At 40.0% G+C, this 22,432-nt stretch carries 19 protein-coding genes, 1 other RNA gene and 3 pseudogenes; 9 read left to right on the top strand and 14 right to left on the bottom strand.

The window, feature by feature from the left end; all coding sequences use genetic code 11:
• The first annotated feature begins 24 nt into the window (after nt 1–24).
• The 3 genes from VYJ22_RS05810 (at nt 25) to VYJ22_RS05800 (ending at nt 3,802) form a co-directional block, all read left to right on the top strand.
• Nucleotides 25–1,131 carry an efflux RND transporter periplasmic adaptor subunit gene (locus tag VYJ22_RS05810; protein ID WP_329902960.1) on the top strand — a complete coding sequence of 369 codons (1,107 nt, stop codon included), beginning with the start codon at nt 25–27 and terminating at the stop codon, nt 1,129–1,131.
• 11 nt (nt 1,132–1,142) lie between these two features.
• Nucleotides 1,143–2,510 carry a TolC family protein gene (locus VYJ22_RS05805; protein ID WP_329902958.1) on the top strand — a complete coding sequence of 456 codons (1,368 nt, stop codon included), beginning with the start codon at nt 1,143–1,145 and terminating at the stop codon, nt 2,508–2,510.
• A 383-nt stretch (nt 2,511–2,893) separates the two neighbouring features.
• Nucleotides 2,894–3,802 carry an IS982 family transposase gene (locus tag VYJ22_RS05800; protein ID WP_329902957.1) on the top strand — a complete coding sequence of 303 codons (909 nt, stop codon included), beginning with the start codon at nt 2,894–2,896 and terminating at the stop codon, nt 3,800–3,802.
• Between the two features lie 134 nt (nt 3,803–3,936).
• Here the strand turns inward: VYJ22_RS05800 and VYJ22_RS11630 are convergent.
• Nucleotides 3,937–4,202 (bottom strand): annotated as a pseudogene (locus VYJ22_RS11630) (transposase); the annotation flags it as partial.
• Between the two features lie 19 nt (nt 4,203–4,221).
• Here VYJ22_RS11630 and VYJ22_RS05790 point away from each other — a divergent pair.
• The gene (locus VYJ22_RS05790) at nt 4,222–4,344 is read left to right on the top strand and encodes a hypothetical protein (protein ID WP_329902954.1); all 123 of its coding nucleotides are present in this window, start codon (nt 4,222–4,224) and stop codon (nt 4,342–4,344) included.
• Here VYJ22_RS05790 and VYJ22_RS11625 read toward each other — a convergent pair.
• From VYJ22_RS11625 to VYJ22_RS05765, 5 genes are all read right to left on the bottom strand, one after another.
• Nucleotides 4,309–4,530, bottom strand: a complete 222-nt coding sequence (locus VYJ22_RS11625) for a transposase (protein WP_407988655.1) — start codon at nt 4,528–4,530, stop codon at nt 4,309–4,311. The two genes, VYJ22_RS05790 and VYJ22_RS11625, sit on opposite strands and share 36 nt — an antisense overlap.
• Nucleotides 4,531–4,578: 48 nt before the next feature.
• Nucleotides 4,579–5,142, bottom strand: a complete 564-nt coding sequence (locus VYJ22_RS05780; RefSeq protein WP_329902950.1) for a transposase — start codon at nt 5,140–5,142, stop codon at nt 4,579–4,581.
• 142 nt (nt 5,143–5,284) lie between these two features.
• Nucleotides 5,285–5,875, bottom strand: a complete 591-nt coding sequence (locus VYJ22_RS05775) for a M15 family metallopeptidase (protein WP_407989462.1) — start codon at nt 5,873–5,875, stop codon at nt 5,285–5,287.
• Between the two features lie 98 nt (nt 5,876–5,973).
• Complete coding sequence (locus VYJ22_RS05770) at nt 5,974–6,486, bottom strand: threonine/serine exporter family protein (protein WP_329902948.1); 513 nt, start codon at nt 6,484–6,486, stop codon at nt 5,974–5,976.
• Nucleotides 6,487–6,491: 5 nt separating this feature from the next.
• Nucleotides 6,492–7,295, bottom strand: a complete 804-nt coding sequence (locus VYJ22_RS05765) for a threonine/serine exporter family protein (RefSeq protein WP_329902947.1) — start codon at nt 7,293–7,295, stop codon at nt 6,492–6,494.
• A 445-nt stretch (nt 7,296–7,740) separates the two neighbouring features.
• Here VYJ22_RS05765 and VYJ22_RS05760 point away from each other — a divergent pair.
• The 3 genes and pseudogenes from VYJ22_RS05760 to VYJ22_RS05750 form a co-directional block, all read left to right on the top strand.
• A pseudogene (locus VYJ22_RS05760) lies at nt 7,741–7,911 on the top strand (IS5/IS1182 family transposase); the annotation flags it as partial.
• 192 nt (nt 7,912–8,103) lie between these two features.
• Nucleotides 8,104–9,240, top strand: a pseudogene (locus VYJ22_RS05755) (IS5 family transposase); the annotation flags it as partial.
• 127 nt (nt 9,241–9,367) lie between these two features.
• The gene (locus VYJ22_RS05750) at nt 9,368–10,675 is read left to right on the top strand and encodes an IS5 family transposase (RefSeq protein ID WP_329902946.1); all 1,308 of its coding nucleotides are present in this window, start codon (nt 9,368–9,370) and stop codon (nt 10,673–10,675) included.
• Nucleotides 10,676–10,855: 180 nt separating this feature from the next.
• Here the strand turns inward: VYJ22_RS05750 and miaA are convergent, their stop codons facing one another.
• The 7 genes from miaA to VYJ22_RS05715 form a co-directional block, all read right to left on the bottom strand.
• Nucleotides 10,856–11,755: a tRNA (adenosine(37)-N6)-dimethylallyltransferase MiaA gene (miaA, locus tag VYJ22_RS05745; protein WP_407989460.1), complete on the bottom strand. Its 900-nt coding sequence runs from the start codon at nt 11,753–11,755 to the stop codon at nt 10,856–10,858.
• Between the two features lie 21 nt (nt 11,756–11,776).
• The gene (locus VYJ22_RS05740) at nt 11,777–12,328 is read right to left on the bottom strand and encodes an IS1096 element passenger TnpR family protein (protein WP_329902944.1); all 552 of its coding nucleotides are present in this window, start codon (nt 12,326–12,328) and stop codon (nt 11,777–11,779) included.
• Between the two features lie 59 nt (nt 12,329–12,387).
• The gene (locus tag VYJ22_RS05735; RefSeq protein ID WP_329902943.1) at nt 12,388–13,749 is read right to left on the bottom strand and encodes a YihY/virulence factor BrkB family protein; all 1,362 of its coding nucleotides are present in this window, start codon (nt 13,747–13,749) and stop codon (nt 12,388–12,390) included.
• 34 nt (nt 13,750–13,783) lie between these two features.
• Nucleotides 13,784–14,154, bottom strand: an RNA gene (rnpB, locus tag VYJ22_RS05730) — RNase P RNA component class A.
• Nucleotides 14,155–14,183: 29 nt separating this feature from the next.
• A complete protein-coding gene (locus tag VYJ22_RS05725; protein WP_329902942.1) occupies nt 14,184–15,296 on the bottom strand; it encodes an Mrp/NBP35 family ATP-binding protein in 1,113 nt (370 codons plus the stop codon).
• A gap of 2 nt (nt 15,297–15,298) precedes the next feature.
• Nucleotides 15,299–16,042: a tRNA (guanosine(46)-N7)-methyltransferase TrmB gene (trmB, locus tag VYJ22_RS05720; protein ID WP_329902941.1), complete on the bottom strand. Its 744-nt coding sequence runs from the start codon at nt 16,040–16,042 to the stop codon at nt 15,299–15,301.
• Between the two features lie 9 nt (nt 16,043–16,051).
• Nucleotides 16,052–16,378 carry a hypothetical protein gene (locus VYJ22_RS05715; protein ID WP_329902940.1) on the bottom strand — a complete coding sequence of 109 codons (327 nt, stop codon included), beginning with the start codon at nt 16,376–16,378 and terminating at the stop codon, nt 16,052–16,054.
• Nucleotides 16,379–16,674: 296 nt separating this feature from the next.
• Between VYJ22_RS05715 and VYJ22_RS05710 the strand changes: the two genes are divergently transcribed.
• Nucleotides 16,675–18,546 carry an ABC transporter ATP-binding protein gene (locus tag VYJ22_RS05710; RefSeq protein WP_329902939.1) on the top strand — a complete coding sequence of 624 codons (1,872 nt, stop codon included), beginning with the start codon at nt 16,675–16,677 and terminating at the stop codon, nt 18,544–18,546.
• A gap of 13 nt (nt 18,547–18,559) precedes the next feature.
• Complete coding sequence (locus VYJ22_RS05705) at nt 18,560–21,028, top strand: glycosyl hydrolase family 95 catalytic domain-containing protein (RefSeq protein WP_329902938.1); 2,469 nt, start codon at nt 18,560–18,562, stop codon at nt 21,026–21,028.
• A gap of 26 nt (nt 21,029–21,054) precedes the next feature.
• Here the strand turns inward: VYJ22_RS05705 and VYJ22_RS05700 are convergent, their stop codons facing one another.
• Complete coding sequence (locus tag VYJ22_RS05700) at nt 21,055–22,362, bottom strand: IS5 family transposase (RefSeq protein WP_329902937.1); 1,308 nt, start codon at nt 22,360–22,362, stop codon at nt 21,055–21,057.
• Nucleotides 22,363–22,432 lie beyond the last annotated feature (70 nt).

Below are 22,432 nucleotides of genomic sequence, written 5' to 3'. Positions count from 1 at the left end.
GAATCAATTAAATCCATTATCATAATGAAAAAGTTTTTTAGAATCTTCCGTTGGGTCATTTTAGGATTGTTAGTAATACTGACGTTTGGATACTTATGGAGTAAATCACGCCCCAAAGCTAAGGAGTATGAAATAGAAACAGTGAAGCAAGAAGCTCTGTTGGAAACCAAGAGCGTACTTACCGGTACCATAGAAGCTCGAGATGAAGTAGCAGTAAAACCACAGCTCAATGGCATTATCTCTGAAGTTTTACACAAAGCTGGCGACTTTGTACAGGCAGGCGATATTATAGCCAAAATAACCGTAATACCTGATATGATGCAGGTCAACAACGGTTACTCACGTCTTACCAATGCCAATATCACGTTCAATACGATTAAAGAAAAGTATTTGCGTGACAAAAGTCTCTATGAGAAAGGTATTATAGCACGTGAAGAATATGAAACATCAAAAGCTGATTATGATCAAAAGAAAGAAGATCTGAGCAACGCATCCGACGCTCTGCAAATAATGAAGACAGGTATATCACAACGCAGTGCTAAAGAAAGCAGCACACTGGTCAAAGCCACCATATCCGGCAAAATACTATCAATCCCTGTAAAAGTAGGAAACTCTGTAATACAAGCCAACACTTTCAATGAAGGTACTACCATAGCCAGCATTGCCAATATGGAAGATCTCCTCTTTATTGGTAAAGTAGACGAAACTGAAATTGGAAATCTACAGATAGGTATGCCCATGAGAATTACCATAGGAGCTTTTGGGAAAGAAACATTCCCCGCAACCATAGAGTACATTGCACCTAAAGGCGAGAATACTACCGGAGCCACCCTCTTCGAAGTAAAAGCTTCCGTAAAAATAGGAGAAAAAGCTAAGCAACTTCGAGCAGGTTATAGTGCCAATGCCGAAATAATCACCAAAAGCGTAAAAAATGTTTTGGCAGTACCGGAGGCTTGCATTGAGTTTAAAGGAGATTCCACATTCGTAGAAATAGTAAAACAGGAAAAGCCAGAGTTGAAGACTCAACGAAAACTTGTAAAAACAGGAGCTTCTGATGGAGTAAAAATCCAGATTATCGAAGGTCTCAAAGCAGGACAAAAAGTTAGAGGGAACGAAAAACAATTAAAATAACCCCGCAGATCATGAATATTAAAAGAATAGCTTCCCTACTCATTGTAACCGGTCTGACCCTATCCTTTGGAGGATATGCTCAAGAAGTGGTTCCAACACCCGAGTACCAAGGTTTGAGCTTAGACAAATGTATTGAGATTGCGGTGAAGAGAAATCTCAACGTCAAGAAGCAGGAACTCAATATACGCAATTCAAAAATAAAAGTATCATCAGCGCAAAATGCCTTTCTTCCATCGGTGGGTAGTGACATCTCTCAGGGATGGGGCTTCGGACGCTCACAAGATAAAACAGGAGTTTTTGTTCAGCGATCCTCCTCATCATCCTCCTTTTCTATTGGAGGGAATATTACTCTTTTCAGTGGACTTAGTCGCCTGCACAATCTCAATACAGCCAAGTTGAATCTACAAGCAGCCAGAGAGAATTTAGAACAGTCTAAAAATGATATATCTCTCAACGTAGCTCAAAACTATATAACGCTCCTCTTCCAGCAAGAGCTTAAAGGCGTTACTAAATTACAAATTGAGCTTACAAGAAGGCAACTCGAAAAAGCACAAGCTTTAGTGGCTTCGGGCAAATGGGCTAAAGGCAAACAAATGGAAGTAGAAGCCCAGCTGGCTAAAGAGGAACAAGACTACGTCGTTGCCCAAAATAGTGAAAATATGGCTCGCCTTATACTGATGCAATCGATGGAGATTACCGGCGATACGATTATTTCTATTCAAGCCCCCAATGTGGACGAACTTCTTTTACAAAGTAAAAATGAATTAAGCAACATCGGTGAGATATATAATTTTGCTCTACTCAATAGACCTTCTGTCAAATCAGCCGAATTGAATATATATGCAGCGGAAGAAATGGTAAAATCAAGTAAATCAGGGCATCTACCGACCCTTTCGCTCAATATGGGATACTCCAACAGCTACTATTATCAGTTAGGAAAAGAATATAGCCAATTCAATGAAAGCTTTAGAAATCAGCTTAGGAATAATGGCAGATCATCTATAGGTTTATCTTTGAGTATACCCATTTTCAACAGGTTTGAGACTCGCAATCAGATCAACCAAAGCAAATTGGAGGTCCTTAATAGCCGATTGGCTTTAGAAGAAGAGAAAAAGCGACTCTATAAAGAAGTCAGTGAGGCTTATTATAATGCCTTATCAGCATTAAAAAACATCAGTGCTGCTGGGAAATCGGTATCTTCTAATAAATTAGCCTTTGACTACGCCGAAGAGCGCCTCAAAGCTGATAAGATCAACGTATTTGAGTACAATGAAGCCAAAACAAGGTATATGGTAAGCCTTGCCGACGAACTCAAAGCAAAGTACGACTTTATCTTCAAAAGTAAAGTTCTCAACTTTTATAAAGGCATTCCTTTATAAAATTCTAAAAAAGAAATTTGACGTGATTAGTTAAATAATTAAGTTCTTGTTGTGTAAGCCGTCTTAGAAGGGATTCTGAGGCGGCTTTTTTTAAGACAGCCACCACAGTCTTGGTTTATAGAGACCGTTGAAAAAGTCGGATCGATAGACAGAGACATAAAACGAGCAGTTTTCCGCCCGATTTTAGTGAACAGACGAAGGAATTTTGATTCTAATTTTCTTGATTTAACGTGAGTTCGATATAAGGGATAATAGGAATAATAGAGTTTACAAAGTGTTGTAAATCAGTGTAATTTCTTATGTATTTCTTTGCAAAAGTGGTGAATTATTTGCATCTTAGTAGTTGATAATCAATAAGATATAAACAAACAAAACACCACTTTATGAAAACAAATATAGTTGAAATTTTCTGTCTTACCGATGATTTTTCCAAACTTTTCGATACCTTGATTCAGCAAAGAACCCTTTGCGAAGGAAACAAAAAGCGAAGAAATCGCAAGTTTAGGATGTCCGATGCTGAAATCATGACTATTCTGATTCTTTTCCATCATTCGAGGTATCGCGATTTTAAGTCCTTTTATCTTCAATATATTACGCAACAATGTCATTCGGATTTTCCTTCGTTGGTCTCTTACAATCGTTTTGTGGAATTACAAAGCAAGGTGGCATTCAAACTAATTTCATTTCTCAATATGTGTTGTTTGGGCGAATGCACCGGTATCTCATTCATTGATTCCACACCTTTACGCACCTGCCATATCAAGCGGGCACACGGGCATAAGACCATGAAAGGATGGGCCCAAAAGGGCAAATGCAGTATGGGATGGTTCTATGGTTTCAAACTACATATTGTGATTAACGACCGGGGTGAAATCATTCAATATCAAATCACACCGGGGAATACGGATGACCGTGCTCCACTTAAAGGCGGAACCTTCACGAAGAAACTTTTCGGCAAACTTGTTGGCGACAGAGGATACATCTCACAAAGTCTTTTCGATAAGCTCTTCATTGACGACATACACATGATTACGAAGATAAAGAAAAACATGAAAAACACTCTGATAAGCCTGTATGATAGGATATTACTCAGGAAAAGAGCACTTGTGGAAACCGTTAATGACCTACTCAAAAACGTTTGTCAAATAGAGCATACACGACACAGAAGCGTCAATAATTTCGCCATTAATTTGATTGCCGGCATAATTGCCTACAATTTGCTACCCAAAAAGCCGGAATTAAACCTAGAAATCATACACAATCCATCAACCCTCTTAGTACACCACGCTTAGACCGAACTCACGTTGATTTAGCTCATTTTTGAGCTACTTGAGGGGGCTTCCCCTTCAATCGGAGGCTAGCTTACACTTTGTTGCATAAGTAGCCTTGGCGCACGTTTGAGATTGTAGGCCAAAGACTCAATGAGGTTCTGATAATGCGTTTTAGAAATTCCTCGATAGCGACATTGTCCTCCATGAAACCATCGTATAATGCTACCAAAGCTACGCTCTATCTGCCATCGCATGGAACTGACAGCCTATTCAATTGCTTTTTACCCTCCGTCAGTGGCATCCCCTTGACTGCTTTGTGCATGATGCCATCTATCAGGTTGTGGTCGCACAGATAACCTCTGTTTTTCTTGGATGTGTAACCTTTGTCCGCTAATATCATTGTCTTTTGGGGGAGTTGAGCCTGCACCAAAAGGAGACTGTTGCAAAAGTCAACAGTCTTGTGGATTTTGGAGGCAAAGCCGACAAAAGAACACTTTGACCGGGCAGAGAGGGTAAAGTGCAAGGCGCTAAGAGTGAGTGCACAGGGAGTTTACTTCAGGTAAATGACCAAGCGCGAATCTCGCAAGCAACGAAGCAATTTGCCTGCTATGCAACGGTCTCAAAAGAGGAATGATTTGTGTCGTATCTGCCACGTTAGCCGCTGTGGTGATTACTTCATGTATCAGCCCCCCGGTGTCTGTTAAGACGTGCTTCTTGTAACCGTATCTATATGAGTTGCATTTCTTCACCCATCGAGCCTCGTCATCTACGCCGGGTTTCGTTGAGCAGACTTTGACCTAGTATTCTCCTTCAGCCTCTTTCTCCTGATCGCTACGAGTATCCTCCCGATCATCGCAGATCACAATTTGACACCCTCCTGTTGGTTTGTTGGGACTGTCAACAATGCTTGCGTCCACAATGGCGCCCTCTTTGATCTCCATGATGCCATGTTGTTTGAGTTGCTTGTTGAGAAGCTTGAACAGCTTTGCCATTAAGCCTTTCTCTATAAGCTCCAGACGGAAGCGGCAGATGGTCGAGTGATCGGGTGAAACGAAATCCATCGTCAGCCCTAGGAAGGCAATCCATGTGAGGGAATCGTTGATTCGCTCTTCTACTTGACGATCTGAGAGACCGTACCAAGTCTCCAAAAGCAGGATCTTGAAGAGCATAATGGGGCGGTAAGAGGAAGCGCCAAATGGGGTGTCTCCCTTAAGGCAATGTTTGTTGAGCAAGTTGGAGATGGGACGCCAATCTACAATGGTGTCAATCTGATGCAAAAAGTTGTTTTTGGTGGCTTGCAGACGACGTTCTACTGCTAGTTCTGCAAAAGATGGGGCCTTGGTGTTCTTTTCCTTACTCATAGAGACTGTTTTGATTCCTGTTTTATATATCAAATATAATGATATTCAGCGATATAGACAAGATTAAAAGGACAATTCTCATGCAACAGTCTCTTATCATAGAAAATGAGGTAAGTCCGAAAATAGTTAAGAAAAGAACCAGTCAAAAGTCCAGCAATCTATACCGCTTTCTTACTTCCGCTATAGTAATAGGCTCTTCATAGTGCCACCATTCCCGCCTGTAAGGTTTAAGCCCCACAGCATGCATCACTGATCGGAGGAGCTTTCTATTCTTCATAGCTTGCGTGGATATTACCCCTTTCTTTATGAGCACAGCTTCATCTCCTATATGAGCCTCCATCCCAAAATGATCAAAGTCTGTACCCATATCCAAAACTTCGCCTTTGGCATTGCAAATTGTTATGTCGACGGCAACACCGTAGTTATGACGGCCCCCTCGTTTGCCATTAGCCACATACACTTTATGTGGTGTATTCTCCACTAATTGATACATCTTGCGTTGAACACTTAGAGGCCTTGCAGCATCATAAACCAATAGCCTATATCCCGGATCTTTAGCTTGGATTAAGTGTTGTGCCTTAACTATCCTCTTTACAAAATTCTTTTCAAAATATGCTTTTTTCAAAGTTCCATATATATCTACTCCCACAAAATTATCAGTGGTGCTATACTTGAGATCTACCAAGATAGATGTGTCTAAAGTATGTATATCCACCATACCATATGCACGCATGAGGGAGTCATAGTCTGTAGCTGATGCCCTGGCGAATGCCTGAGAAAATATAGTTAGAAAAAAAAGAAATATGAATATGTATAAAGCTCTGTACTTATTCATAAAGAATTACAATTACGGGTCTTGTATATTCCGTGACGAGTCATCTGGAAAGATTGTTTATAAAAAATAAATAAAGGAATAGCTACCCCTACACACAGTGCAAATAAAATAAGGATAGCTGTAATACCATTTGTCATAGCTTCCATAACATAGCTCCATTTCAAATCAATATTTTTAACTTGTACAAATTTGATAAAACCCAGAAGCGAACGATATGCATATAATCCCGGGATCATAGGCAAAAGAGCCGGATAAGAAAAGACTTCTGAGGGGCAATGAACCTTGAAAGCACACAATGTACTGATAAGCCCTATAAGGAAGGCTGCCAATAAAGAGCCAAAGATGATATCCAAACCTAGATAATTCATCATTGCATATCTAAAAGCATGACCGCAAGCTCCCACAAAAGGCACTATATACAATGCTTTTTTAGGAGGGTTTGATACGGCAGAAAAACCGAGAGCAGCTCCTGCAGCAAATATAGCATCAGAAAAAACAGGATTTATCATATATACTAAATAAATGAAAGGTTAAGGATAATCAGAGAACAAGACAAACCCACAGTCATGCTGATGAGTAACATCACTGCATTTATAAATCTGGATACACCGTTGAGAACATACCCATCCAATAAATCAATAACCGAATTGATAAGATGCACACCGGGAATCAAATAAAGCACACAACTACTCAATGCTATTTCCGGAGTCTCCGTCCAACCTCCGTACTTCACACATAGTCCTGCTATAAGAGAAGCTATAAAAGCAGATATTACGAAGATGAACATATGATTGAAATTACGCTTAGTAAGTTGCTGACGGATATAAAATCCGGCAGCAGTAGCGACAAAAACAATCAACATAGACATAGCATCACCTCCAAAAATTCGGCAAAAGCAAGCATTAGCAATACTTATAAGAAGAAGCATCATGTAGTGACTCATCTTTGGATAAGAAATGATTGATTTAAAATCATCCTTTACTAATTTAAGTACTGGTTTATTGTCATATACGTACCAACTCAGGGCACTCAATTCCGAGTTCATATAGAAATTCAGTGGAAGAGTCTTGTGCTTCATTATAGATGTCACAGAGCTGGAACTTTGTTTGGTCTCACTTACATTAGGGTGATCTTTCTCCACCAAAGTGATCCCTATAGTTTTCTGCGACATCATTAAAGACAATCGATAGCCATAGGTCTCAGCAATACGAGCAGTATTCCTTATAATTCTTGAGGTTTGAACTCCCACCCCCATTTGCACCGTTGCAAACTGCAGTAAAAAATCCAGCAACTCATCAATATTACAATTCTTCTCCATAATTATAAGTGACAAAAATTTATGATATAAGATATTTGATATTGATTACAAAGTTATAACATCTAAAAATAGGAATTACCATTTACATATATGTTTTAATGAATTACCGCAAACACACGTCTGTAATATTACTGTAATCAAGAATGTAAAGAAATTGTTATACCCCATGAATAAGATGTGCGGGATGTATAATATCATTAATACTTTATGAATTGATTCTTATGCGAATTCTACTAAACGAACAGTTACAACCTTGAGTAAAAAATAAAGATTATATTGCGAAGCCTATAAGGGGAATTTACATTGAAATTCAGCACTTTTTTTCTAGTTAGTCACCCCTTAAAATCGCGTTTACTTTCTGATATACAGCGAATTGCGCTCTTCTATTCTTTGATAAATCTGCAAGTTTTTGTATCTTTGGATGTAGAAACTTGCAGATTTTTTTATGATACGCCCTACTCAAACAGTTCAATCTCTGTTCTCTTCGCTGGACGATTTGCTCAACCAGCAACATCCTCTGTATAAACTTTCCCATAAAATCGATTGGAAAAGGTTCGAAGAGGCTTTTTCTTCCTTGTATTGCCCTGACAATGGTAGTCCCGGTAAGCCTATTCGTTTAATGAGACCGTTGCATAGCAGGCAAATTGCTTCGTTGCTTGCGAGATTCGCGCTTGGTCATTTACCTGAAGTAAACTCCCTGTGCACTCACTCTTAGCGCCTTGCACTTTACCCTCTCTGCCCGGTCAAAGTGTTTTTTGTCGGCTTTGCCTCCAAAATCCACAAGACTGTTGACTTTTGCAACAGTCTCTTAATGTGTGATCTTTTAATTCTCAAGCATTTGCGCAATATTTCAGATGAATCTGTTGTAGAACAATGGAGTGAGAACGCTTATTTTCAATATTTTTGTGGCATGCAAGAGTTTACACCCTCCTTTCCCTGCAATGCCTCGGAGCTGGTTCACTTCCGCAAACGCATCGGCGAAAAAGGGATAGAGCTTATTCTTGCAGAAAGTATTCGTGTGAATGATGACAAAAATGAGAAGGATCACCACGATACCGCTTTTATAGACTCCACCGTGCAGGAAAAGAATGTGACTTATCCTACAGATGCCAAGTTGCATAAGAAGATAGTAGGCCAGGTTCTCAAAATCGTAAGGGCTCTCAATCTACCCATTCGTCAAAGCTATACTTTCGTATTGAAAAGAATTTATCGGGATCAACGTTTTCGCAACCATCCCAAGAACCGTAAGAAAGCTCTTAAAGCGGATAAACGGTTACGAACAATAGCGGGACGTTTGGTTCGGGAACTTAAACGAAACCTGGGTAATAACAGGGAGTACGACAAACTCATTTCCCTCTTTGAAAGGATTCTTTCGCAACGGCGTAATTCCACTCAAAAGATTTATTCTATTCATGAACCGGATGTTCAATGCATCAGTAAAGGTAAGGAGCACAAAAAATATGAGTTTGGAAACAAAGTCTCGATTATACGCTCCATGACGGGAGTGATTTTGGGAGCCTCTTCTTTCCGTAATGAGTACGACGGACATACCATAGAGCAAAGCCTCGATCAGGGGAAGAGACTCACGGGAGAAAGGATTAAGAAATTGGCCGGAGATAGAGGTTACCGTGGGAAAAAAGAAATAAACGGTACGCAAATATTGATTCCTGACACTCCAAAAGCTAAAGACAGTTATTATCAACGTAAAAAGAAGCATCGACTTTTCTGCAAGCGTGCAGGAATAGAACCAACTATCGGACATTTGAAGTCAGATTATCGCTTAGGACGTAACTTTTACAAAGGGCTCTTCGGGGATGCTATCAATGGAATGTTAGCTGCAGCGGCATATAACTTCAAAAGAGCCATGAAGCTTCTTTTGTACCTAATAAACAAAATCAGCGAAACACTCCCAATGGAGAGGATTGCACTGAAATGTGCTTTTTAAGGGACGACTAGTTAGTCGCCCCTTAAAATCGCGTTTATTTTCTGATATACAGCGAATTACATTCTTGTACTCTTTGATAAATCTGCAAGTTTTTGTATCTTTGGATGTAGAAACTTGCAGATTTTTTATGATACGCCCTACTCAAACAGTTCAATCTCTATTCTCTTCGCTGGACGATTTGCTTAACCAGCAACATCCTCTGTATAAACTTTCCCATAAAATCGATTGGAAAAGGTTCGAAGAGGATTTTTCTTCCTTGTATTGCCCTGACAATGGTCGTCCCGGTAAGCCTATTCGTTTAATGTGTGGTCTTTTAATTCTGAAGCATTTGCGTAATATTTCAGATGAATCTGTTGTAGAACAATGGAGTGAGAACGCTTATTTTCAATATTTTTGTGGCATGCAGGAGTTTACTCCTTCCTTTCCCTGCAATGCCTCGGAACTGGTTCACTTCCGCAAACGTATCGGCGAAAGAGGGATAGAGCTTATTCTTGCAGAAAGTATTCGTGTGAATGATGACAAAAATGAGAAGGATCACCACGATACCGCTTTTATAGACTCCACCGTGCAGGAAAAGAATGTGACTTATCCTACAGATGCCAAGTTGCATAAGAAGATAGTAGGCAAGGTTCTCAAAATCGTAAGGGCTCTCAATCTACCCATTCGTCAAAGCTATACTTTCGTATTGAAAAGAATTTATCGGGATCAACGTTTTCGCAACCATCCCAAGAACCGTAAGAAAGCTCTTAAAGCGGATAAACGGTTACGAACAATAGCGGGACGTTTGGTTCGGGAACTTAAACGAAACCTGGGTAATAACAGGGAGTACGACAAACTCATTTCCCTCTTTGAAAGGATTCTTTCGCAACGGCGTAATTCCACTCAAAAGATTTATTCTCTTCATGAACCGGATGTTCAATGCATCAGTAAAGGTAAGGAGCACAAAAAATATGAGTTTGGAAACAAAGTCTCGATTATACGCTCCATGACGGGAGTGATTTTGGGAGCCTCTTCTTTCCGTAATGAGTACGACGGACATACCATAGAGCAAAGCCTCGATCAGGTGAAGAGACTCACGGGAGAAAGGATTAAGAAACTGGCCGGAGATAGAGGTTACCGTGGGAAAAAAGAAATAAACGGTACGCAAATATTGATTCCTGACACTCCAAAAGCTAAAGACAGTTATTATCAACGTAAAAAGAAGCATCGACTTTTCTGCAAGCGTGCAGGAATAGAACCAACTATCGGACATTTGAAGTCAGATTATCGCTTAGGACGTAACTTTTACAAAGGGCTCTTCGGGGATGCTATCAATGTAATGTTAGCTGCAGCGGCATATAACTTCAAAAGAGCCATGAAGCTTCTTTTGTACCTAATAAACAAAATCAGCGAAACACTCCCAATGGAGAGGATTGCGCTGAAATGTGCTTTTTAAGGGACGACTAGTTAGGGTTTGTTATTTTTTTTAATAGGCTTTTGAGAAATCACAGTTAGCCTTTAGGGAAAGGATAGTTAAGAAAATAATGCAACCTAACTAAGAGCTTGGGAGTAGTCTTATAGATTAACTTTGAAGGACTTGATTCATATTAGATATGAACGACCAAGTACATCAATCCTACCTAATATGTTGCGTGATATGCTCGACAATCGCATGAGAATCTTCGGGCGGAAACCAGACAATATCAGCGTCTCTTTTCCACCACGTCTGTTGCTTGCGGGCATAAACCCTTGTATTTTTCTGAATTTTTGACACAGCCTCATCCAAAGATATATCGCCATCGAAATACTCAAATATTTCTTTGAATCCTACCGTGTTAAGAGCATTGAGATCACGAAAAGGGTACATTGCACAAGCTTCTGAAACTAAACCGTGATCTATCATCTTCAACACCCGGGCATTGATACGATCATACAGTTCTTTACGTTCGCGCCAAAGTCCCACTTTGATTATATTAAATGGTCGTGCTACAAAGGCGTTGTTATGAAATGAAGAAAAGGGCTTTCCCGTAGTCAGGCATATCTCGATAGCATGGATGACTCTTTTATAATTGCTTTTATCAACCTTTTCATAATAAACCGGATCTAACAGCTTGAGTTCCTCTGCAATCAGAGATAGCCCTTCGCTATCATAGCGCTCATAAAGACTCTTACGAATGATAGGATCCACATCCGGGATATCATCCATACCTTTACAAACAGCATCAATATACATCATGGAACCACCCGTAAGAATAACGTTGTCATAAGTAAGGAAAAGCTCATCGAGTAGATTCAATACATCTTGCTCATACATGCTGGCACTATAGTAGTCAAATACCGACTTAGTTCCCACAAAATAATGAGGCACAGCCTGCCTCTCCGTAATTGAGGGAGCCGCTGTGCCTATAGGGATTTCTTTGTATATTTGCCGAGAATCTGCTGAAATTATTGGTGCTCCCAGTGTTTTGGCAAGAGATATGCTCAATTCTGTCTTACCAATGCCGGTAGATCCTAACAGGACAATTAAATTTTTTATTTTTGAGTCCAAAACTTCTCTTTAGAGAATATCATCAATGTTGGCTGAACCATCGTCAAGCCCGCTGAAACCATCAGGATCCAGATCATCAAAGTCAATACCTTCCTCATCAAACATATCATTGATGCTCGAAGAAGAAGCTACACGAGTCTCAGCAAATTCCAAAGAAGACAATTGTTCGGGAGCTGAGCCTTCACTCAGTATTACAAGAGGCTTATCCAATGTCTCGCCGGGAATGATCTCTACTAAATCCATAAAAAATGCACGCTCCGAGAGCATATCAAATACAAACAGGAGATGCTGATGCTCATCCTCAATAAGATCCTCAAGGCGTGTAGAATCCATCACATAGTTATCTTCCTCAGAAGATGTTTCCATCTCCATCAAGGTAACCTCCTGACCTTTGTTCCACTCTTCGTCACAAAGAAAAAAAGAAGTCATTTCCGTATGGTCATAACCGGCGGAATCAAGGATAATATTGTTTAGAGAGAGAAAGGTGTCATCAGAATTGATCTCAATTTCTCTCTTAAAAAAGTCATTTTCATCTGACAGTAATATGAATCGATATGTCATATAAACAGAAAAGATATTTTAATTAATGTGTCAAATATAATCAATATTTCAAAGGGATATTACAGGTCTTTCAAAAGAATTTTCGCATCAGGCATCACAAACCCTTGGCGGGAAGCAAGAATAGTATTCCATTCACGATGAAACTGATCCTTACGATCAATTTTGAAATCCTCGGACCCCTTGCGATCTATAAGATCCAAAACATATCCTGCGCTGAGCTTATTGGGGTCTATAGCAGGATGATAATAACCGGACTCATCTTCATCTCCATAGTTGACCTCGACAATCACCCCGATCTCAAGTAGCAGTTTGATCACTCTGTTAGCCATCTTCATTGGGACTTTACACTCATTAGCGATAGTCTCCACTCTATGAGGCGGTGTAACGGAATTTACAAATCTCTTGGTGATCTGTGCAGCCATTATCACTGCTACAAAATCAAGATAACGGCGAGAAACATTTTCACTGGACTTTTCAAAGGCAAAATTACCAACATTCTGAATAGAAAAACTGAGTTGTGCACCAAAAAGACATATCATCCATGAAAGTTGCACCCACAACAGCAACAAAGGAAAAGCTGCAAAACTACCATATATGGCATTATATTTTGATATCCATAATACCCCTCCTATATATAATGATTGGAATATCTGAAATCCTATCCCCGCAACAATACCTGATATGAAAGCAGGCATAAACTTCACTTTTACATTGGGCAAAAGAATATAAATTGTGGTAAAAGTGAATATGATAACCAAATAAGGGATAAGGTTAAACATAAATGACCATATGGGGGCAAAGAAGATATAATCACTAAAAAAAGTATTTTGGATAGTAGTCATTACCAAAGTAAGCCCGCTGGAAACGGTGATAGCAAGGGGCATAATGATGAAAAAAGACAGATAGTCAACAATCTTCCTAGACCAAGGACGACTTTTGGGAGCCTGCCAAATACGATTGAAGGAGTCTTCTGCAGTAGACACAAGACTAATAACCGTGTACAAAAGAATAATAAGACCGAATCCCAGGAAAACACCTCCCTGAACTTGTGAAAGATAATTCTCTACATAAGTAAAAGCTTTTTCGAGTTCATGCACATGGCTGGGTATATTATTAATAAGTCCTTCATAGACCACCTTTTGGAGTCCAAAGCCCTTAGCTATGCCTATAATTACTGCAAGGAAAGGTACTATAGACAATACGGTGCTGTATGTAAGAGCAGAAGCATTGCTACTCAAATCATCATTGATAAATCCTCTTATTGCCAGATATAATGCTTTCAGAGAATTCACAGGCAACTTCTGAGAGCTCTTGAGCTCCTCATCTGTAAGTCGCCACATATCATATGTAATGAAACGAAAGCTTCTGTAATAAGCAATCTTGGCTTTGCGTATAAATCTACCAATACTGAATTTAGCCATGAATGTCTTCGTAGTTAATAATGTTAAAGATAATAAAAGCAGCAGATCTATAAGCCGGGTTCTGTACTTCCGATAAGTTTCCCCAGTCGAAAGCGTCTGTCATTTATCTGATCTGTTTGTCACCAAACAGCTTTAGCGATCTACCCTCCAACATCGGGCGAGCAACCCTGATAGCGTCGGTTTACATGATCTTACAACCCATAAGACGTACGGCTTGCCCAGTTGCTTGGACAACCGGTGAGCTCTTGCCTCACCTTTTCACCCTTACCGAGACCAGCCCGGCGGTTATTTTCTGTTACGTTACTCTACCCTCACGAATAGCTTCCCGTTAGGAAGTATGGCGCTCTGCGTTGCCCGGACGTTCCTCGCAGAATATCTATCTTGCGCGACAGACCGATCTGCTGCTTTATTAAATTTATATAATAGTTCTTTCTCTACTTCTTTGTTAGCTCTACCTTTTGAGTAGGAGCCAAACCTGCATTACGTTTGCTCACGGCATCGATAAGTTTATGAGCCAAATCGGTAAAAGCTATTGACGTTACCGTATCTTCACGAAGGGCTGCAGGTGCACCTTCATCTCCCGCTTCACGGATACTCTGCACCAAAGGTATTTGTCCCAAAAGAGGGATATTTAATCTTTCTGCGAGCTTTTTTCCTCCATCTTTCCCAAAGATATAATATTTATTATCAGGGAGCTCAGCGGGAGTAAACCAAGCCATATTTTCGACCAATCCCAATACCGGCACATTCACCTTATCATCAACGAACATACTTATACCTTTTACAGCATCAGCTAAAGCTACATCCTGTGGAGTAGTTACTACCACAGCACCTGTTAGCCCCAATAGCTGGACCAAGGTAAGATGAATATCACTCGTCCCCGGAGGCATATCTATGAGGAAGTAATCCAACTCACCCCAATTTCCCTCTGTAATAAGTTGCTTCAGGGCATTACTTGCCATACTTCCTCTCCACAAGACGGGAGATTCTTTGTCCACAAAAAAACCGATGGAAAGCAATTTCACTCCATAAACCTCTTCGGGAGCGATCATTTCCTTTCCGTTTACAGGAACCAAAACAGGCCTTGCATCTTCACAACCAAACATTTTGGGCATTGAAGGTCCAAAAATATCAGCATCCAAGAGCCCTACTTTATAGCCTTGGCGTGCCAGGGCAATCGCCAAATTAGCAGAAACGGTACTCTTGCCCACTCCTCCTTTTCCCGAAAATATTGCTATCGTATTCTTTACGTCAGGGAGCACCTTCGGATCTGCCTTAGGAGCTACCTCCTTGAGCACAGCCTTGATGTTGCCTTTGATATCAATCTCAGGATCTATATAAGTCAGGATAGCTGATTCGGCAGCTTTGATTACAGATTTTACAAACGGATCATTAGGTTTATCAAAAATAATAGAAAAACTTAGTTTGTTTCCATCTATGCGAATATCATCTTCTATCATACCAGCAGAAACCAGATCTACTCCGGTACCGGGATAACGCACTTTACTCAGTGCGTCCAATATTAATTGTGGGTATAATGTAGTCATATCTATTGTACTCTTCGTGACCGACTGAAGCTTCTATAACTGTCGGGCTCTATTTCTATATCAGGTTCCACTAATTCATCATTATGTATCGGTGCAAATCGTATATACTTTATAGTAAGCCCTCGGTCTAACCACTGTCGCTCGTAATAAGTTTTTATTTCGAGGATTTCATCTGCTTTGCCTGAAGCATAGAGATCCTCTGTAATCACTTGTATAGGCAATTGATTTAGCTCTACAAGAGCTTTTGTATAGATGTACAAAAACGGGCTATCGGTTTTGAGATGAATGATACCCTCAGGTTTAAGCACACTCATATATTTATTGAGGAAACGGGTCGAAGTAAGCCTTTTCGAAGTCTTTTTCATTTGAGGATCTGGAAAAGTAATCCATATCTCATCTATTTCGTCTGAACCAAAGAAAGACTCCAACATCTCAATCTCTCCACGAATAAATGCCACATTGTCCAGTCCTTCTTCATAAGATTCCTTTGCTCCTGTCCATATACGAGCACCTTTGACATCCATCCCGATGAAGTTCTTATGAGGAAAACGACGAGCCAATCCCACGGCATATTCGCCTTTGCCACAACCTAACTCCACCACAATAGGATTGTCGTTTTTGAAAAATGATTTACTCCATTCGCCTTTTAGTGGGAAATCTTCCTGCTGCAAACGTGCAAAAGGGAATTGAAACACATGAGGAAACGTCTCCATCTCCGCAAATTTAGCAAGCTTATTCTTACCCATGTAACCTATTTACTCTTCAAACATATCTACGCTTTGGCAGTATTCAAGTTCTCCTTGAATAATAAAGCGAACTTCATCACTATCGAATTTACCCACCTTATCTTTCTGCGCATTCTTCACAACGTAATCGACCAATTCATCCTCATCGATTTCCACGATCTCATCATCGTCGTCTTCCATATCCATATACCCCCTGCTTTCGTAGAAGTCATATATCAAGTCCACGATATACACAATATCATCATCAGAAAGCTTTTCCTTCAAATCCTGAGGGATATAATTGCGAATGAAAGCAACTGAAGCCATATCATCATAACCAAGAATATTATCTTCCATATTTCAAAAAGGATTTATATTATTACGATATTCAAAGATAACACAAATTGCCCATGTGCAACCTATATATACCTATTGAGTATATAATTCTAAAAAGAAAAAACTGCTGAAACGACTAATAAAGAGCTCCATACTTTTAGAAATATTAAGCGTATAGGTCAAATATTATTTATGACACGGGCTACATGTCAGAAACATTCCTATAACAGTCCGTGAATACACGGACTACTTTATACAGATTAATAAATAAAGTTAGTATCTTCGTTTCTGTTTAAGTATTTAATACGATATACAAATTGAAAAAGTTTCTCCATATACTCCGAAGGTTTGTACCGCCTTACAAGGGTTACCTTATGCTCAGCGTTATAGCTAACGTATTCAGCGCACTGCTCAATCTGATCTCATTTTCTTTGATTATCCCTATACTGCGTATACTTTTCAATATCGAAAGGCGAGTTACAGTATATATACCCACTGATGATATCCAGCTCAATTCTATCAGAGGATTCAAAGAATATGGTAATGCTCTCTTCAATAATTTCAGCTGGTATATAGGAGATCTTATCACTACCCAAGGAGCCTCTACAACCTTGATTTGGTTGGGTATTATGTTAGTAGTGCTCACTTTGGTCAAAGTCGGAGTAACTTATCTGGCTATGTTTTCTATGATTCCTATCCGGACAGGTATTGTAAGAGATATCAGAAATCAAATCAATGATAAGATCATCGCCTTACCTTTGAGCTTTTTCAGTGAAGAGCGGAAAGGAGATATCATAGCCCGTGTATCCGGCGATGTAAATGAAGTAGAAGGTTCGATTATGAGTTCATTGGATATGCTACTCAAAAACCCTATTCTCATGCTGGTATATCTTTTTGCCATGTTTTCCATCAGTTGGAAACTGACCCTTTTCGTATTCATACTACTTCCTGTGGCCGGATTCATTATGGGGCGTGTAGGCAAAACGTTGAAAAAACAAAGCCTTGACGCTCAGAATCAGTGGGGAGGTCTTATGAGCCAAATAGAAGAGACTTTAGCGGGACTACGTATAATCAAAGCATTCAATGCTGAAGATAAAATCAGAAGTCGCTTCGGTAAAGCGAACGAGACATTCAGAAAAACTACCGTTCGAGTCTCAGCTCGTCAGCAACTAGCCCATCCCATGAGCGAGTTTTTAGGTACTGCTACCATAGCTATAGTGCTTTGGTATGGAGGGTCATTAATTTTGAATAATCAAAGTTCAATCGATGCTTCTACATTCATCTACTATCTGGTTATTTTTTACAGCATTATCAATCCGGCAAAAGAACTCAGCAAATCCGCCTACGCCATCCAAAAAGGGATGGCTTCCATGGAAAGGATTGATAAGATACTCCTTGCAGAGAATACAATCAAAGATCCTCAAAACCCCTTACATATTACTTTTAATAAGCAAATACAGTTTGAGAAAGTTTGGTTCAAATATCAAAACGAATGGGTTCTAAAAGATATAGATCTCACCGTAAATAAGGGGCAAACTGTAGCATTGGTAGGGCACTCCGGATCAGGCAAGAGTACACTTGTGGATCTGATACCTCGCTTTTACGATATCCAACAAGGAAGCATCAAGATAGATAGTACGGACATCAGGGATACTACTGTACACGAGTTGCGAGAACTTATGGGCAATGTAAATCAGGAGGCTATATTATTCAATGACAGTGTTTATAACAATATTGCTTTCGGGGTGGACTTTGCTACAGAAGAGGAAGTAAAACGTGCTGCGAATATAGCACATGCCGATGAATTCATTGACGAAATGCCCCAAGGATACAATACGAATATTGGGGATCGTGGCGGTAAACTTTCCGGAGGGCAAAGACAGCGTTTGAGCATAGCAAGAGCCATACTAAAAAATCCACCTATACTTATTCTCGACGAAGCGACTTCAGCATTGGACACAACATCTGAAAGGCTCGTTCAGGAAGCTTTGGAAACGTTGATGAAAGACAGAACTACCATTGTCATAGCACACCGCTTATCCACCATCATAAATGCTGATATGATTTGTGTGATTGACAAAGGTGAAATTATCGAACGAGGCAAACACCAAGAGTTATTAGCATTAAACGGTGAGTATGCTAAACTTTATAATATACAAATGAATAAAGGGGTATCTACCCTCCATTAAAAATCGGCAAATCATGAAAAACATTGTGAGGATAATTCAAGGGCTTGTGATATTCATGACAGTGTCTTTTTTTTCCACTGCCCAAGAGCATCTTGGTTACTATTTTGATAAACCGGGCAAGGATATTAATGATCAGATTCCTTTAGGCAACGGACGGCAGGGAATGATGTCCGACGGAGGAATTACTAATACCCTCATAACACTCAATGAAAGCTCTATGTGGAGTGGCTCTATTGATCCCTCTGCCTTCAATCTATCAGCGGTAAAACATTTGGAAAAGATTAGGCAATTGCTCTTCCATGGCAAAAATAAAGTTGCCGAAGATCTGATGTACAATACTTTTGTATGCGGAGGTAAAGGTAGTGCTTTGGGAAGCGGAGCTCGTGCTCCATACGGAAGTTATGAAGTAGGAGCTTTCTTAAATATTCAATCCTCCCCTATGATCCATTCTGTATCCTCATATCGGAGAAGTCTGGACATCATGAAAGGGATTAGTAAAGAAACGATTGATGTCAATGGAAAGCTTTATCGGGAAAGAGTATTGTTTTCATCATACAACAAGGATGTCAATATTATTCATATTCACAATAGCACTCAAGCTCTATCAGACACTATTAAAATAGGACTCTCTCGCCCCGAACGCGGCGGACAAATCATTGAAGATAATAAGTTGATCTTATCGGGAGCCCTAAATGATGGTTATGGAAGAGAAGGGTTACGATATACAATTATCACCACAGCCAAGTTACCTCAAGGCGGAAAAATCATCAATTCCAAAAATTATATCGCTATAGTGAATGCTCCTGAGATCACTCTTTATACAGCTCATAATACCAATTATTATAATAAACAAACCAATCTTCTCAACCTCGGTAAAACTCAAATCAATCAAGCTCAAAAAATTTCTTTCAGAAACTTACAACTTGAACATGAGAAAATTTTTGGGGAGCTAATGAATAGAGTTCAAGTAGATATTCAAGGGAGTATGTCCCACATGAAAGAAGATCCCATAGACATACGTTTGAGTAAATACAATCAAAATCCCTCAGCCGATCCAGGCCTTGCCGCCCTGTACATGCAATTCGGAAGATATCTTCTAATATCTTCTGCAAGAGCTAATGCACTTCCACCCAATCTCCAAGGATTATGGACTACAACAATTCAGGCACCATGGAATGGTGATTACCATCTCAATATTAATCTGCAAATGAATTATTGGCCTGCAGAAAAAGGTAATTATACCGAATCTGTAGTATCGCTCATCCGTTGGATTGAAGGTATTGTTCCAAGTGGAGAAAAGACTGCACGTTGCTTTTATAATGCTAACGGATGGGTAACACATATTTTGGGAAACCTATGGCAATTTACTGCCCCGGGCGAACATCCGAGTTGGGGAGCTACCAATACCGGTGCTGCTTGGCTATGCCGACACTTGTACGATCATTACCTTTACGGTAGGGATATCTCTTATTTGAAAAGAATTTACCCCATCATGAAAAAGGCTGCTTTGTTTTTCAATGATGTTTTAGTCAAGGATCCCCGAAATGGATATTTCGTCAATGCCCCAACTACATCTCCCGAAAACTCTTTTATCACATTGGAAGGAGATCAAGCAAGCGTTTGCGCAGGCTCAACCATGGATAATCAAATTATCCGAGAATTATTTCACAATACTATTGAAGCCGGCAAGATTCTCAACACGCCCGACAAAAATTTTAGAGATCTTTTAGCCTCGAAACTGACGCAAATCAAGCCCACCACGATAGGCAAAGACGGACGGATAATGGAATGGATGCAAGACTATACGGAAGCCGAGCCTAATCACAGACATGTTTCGCACCTTTATGGCTTATTTCCCGGCAATGAAATCACACCCGAAAAAACTCCAGATCTCAGCACTGCAGCAAAACTCACATTGGAAAAAAGAGGAGACAGCAGTACAGGATGGTCTATGGCCTGGAAGATCAATTTCTATGCAAGATTGGGTGATGGAGAAAAAGCTCTAAGTTTACTCAATATGCTTTTAAGACCCGCTCAAAAGCTCGATCCCCAAACAGGCAAAGTCCTTGAAGTACGTGGTGGTACTCTACCCAATCTCTTCTGTACTCACCCCCCTTTTCAGATTGATGGTAATTTCGGAGGCTCTTCGGGAATCATGGAAATGTTGCTAAGCAGCGAAACAGGATACATAAAACCCTTGCCTGCACTTCCCAAAGCATGGCAAAAAGGAGAGATCGAAGGACTGAGAGTTATTGGCAATGCTGAGTGTGATTTACATTGGGATCAAACACAACCGTGCGTACTCAAATCATTGAAAATTAGAGCCCAAAGCGCCTATACACATAAAGTCTTATTGCCTGATCATTGTTACCGGTATAGGATTTTGATCAACGGTAAACAAATAAAGCAGTTACAAGGTAAGCAACGTGAAATAGCTATCCCCATGAAGGAAGGACAGATTGCAGAAATACTAGCACCCTAAATCTTAGTACTTTACTTAGTCGTCCCTTAAAAAGCACATTTCAGCGCAATCCTCTCCATTGGGAGTGTTTCGCTGATTTTGTTTATTAGGTACAAAAGAAGCTTCATGGCTCTTTTGAAGTTATATGCCGCTGCAGCTAACATTCCATTGATAGCATCCCCGAAGAGCCCTTTGTAAAAGTTACGTCCCAGGCGATAATCTGACTTCAAATGTCCGATAGTTGGTTCTATTCCTGCACGCTTGCAGAAAAGTCGATGCTTCTTTTTACGTTGATAATAACTGTCTTTAGCTTTTGGAGTGTCTGGAATCAATATTTGCGTACCGTTTATTTCTTTTTTCCCACGGTAACCTCTATCTCCGGCCAGTTTCTTAATCCTTTCTCCCGTGAGTCTCTTCCCCTGATCGAGGCTTTGCTCTATGGTATGTCCGTCGTACTCATTACGGAAAGAAGAGGCTCCCAAAATCACTCCCGTCATGGAGCGTATAATCGAGACTTTGTTTCCAAACTCATATTTTTTGTGCTCCTTACCTTTACTGATGCATTGAACATCCGGTTCATGAAGAGAATAAATCTTTTGAGTGGAATTACGCCGTTGCGAAAGAATCCTTTCAAAGAGGGAAATGAGTTTGTCGTACTCCCTGTTATTACCCAGGTTTCGTTTAAGTTCCCGAACCAAACGTCCCGCTATTGTTCGTAACCGTTTATCCGCTTTAAGAGCTTTCTTACGGTTCTTGGGATGGTTGCGAAAACGTTGATCCCGATAAATTCTTTTCAATACGAAAGTATAGCTTTGACGAATGGGTAGATTGAGAGCCCTTACGATTTTGAGAACCTGGCCTACTATCTTCTTATGCAACTTGGCATCTGTAGGATAAGTCACATTCTTTTCCTGCACGGTGGAGTCTATAAAAGCGGTATCGTGGTGATCCTTCTCATTTTTGTCATCATTCACACGAATACTTTCTGCAAGAATAAGCTCTATCCCTTTTTCGCCGATACGTTTGCGGAAGTGAACCAGCTCCGAGGCATTGCAGGGAAAGGAGGGTGTAAACTCCTGCATGCCACAAAAATATTGAAAATAAGCGTTCTCACTCCATTGTTCTACAACAGATTCATCTGAAATATTGCGCAAATGCTTGAGAATTAAAAGACCACACATTAAACGAATAGGCTTACCGGGACGACCATTGTCAGGGCAATACAAGGAAGAAAAAGCCTCTTCGAATCTTTTCCAATCGATTTTATGGGAAAGTTTATACAGAGGATGTTGCTGGTTGAGCAAATCGTCCAGCGAAGAGAACAGTGATTGAACTGTTTGAGTAGGGCGTATCATAAAAAAATCTGCAAGTTTCTACATCCAAAGATACAAAAACTTGCAGATTTATCAAAGAATAGAAGAGTGC

Source organism: Porphyromonas pogonae, assembly GCF_036320655.1.
Lineage (GTDB): Bacteria > Bacteroidota > Bacteroidia > Bacteroidales > Porphyromonadaceae > Porphyromonas > Porphyromonas pogonae.
This window is presented reverse-complemented; position numbering and strand designations above follow the sequence as displayed.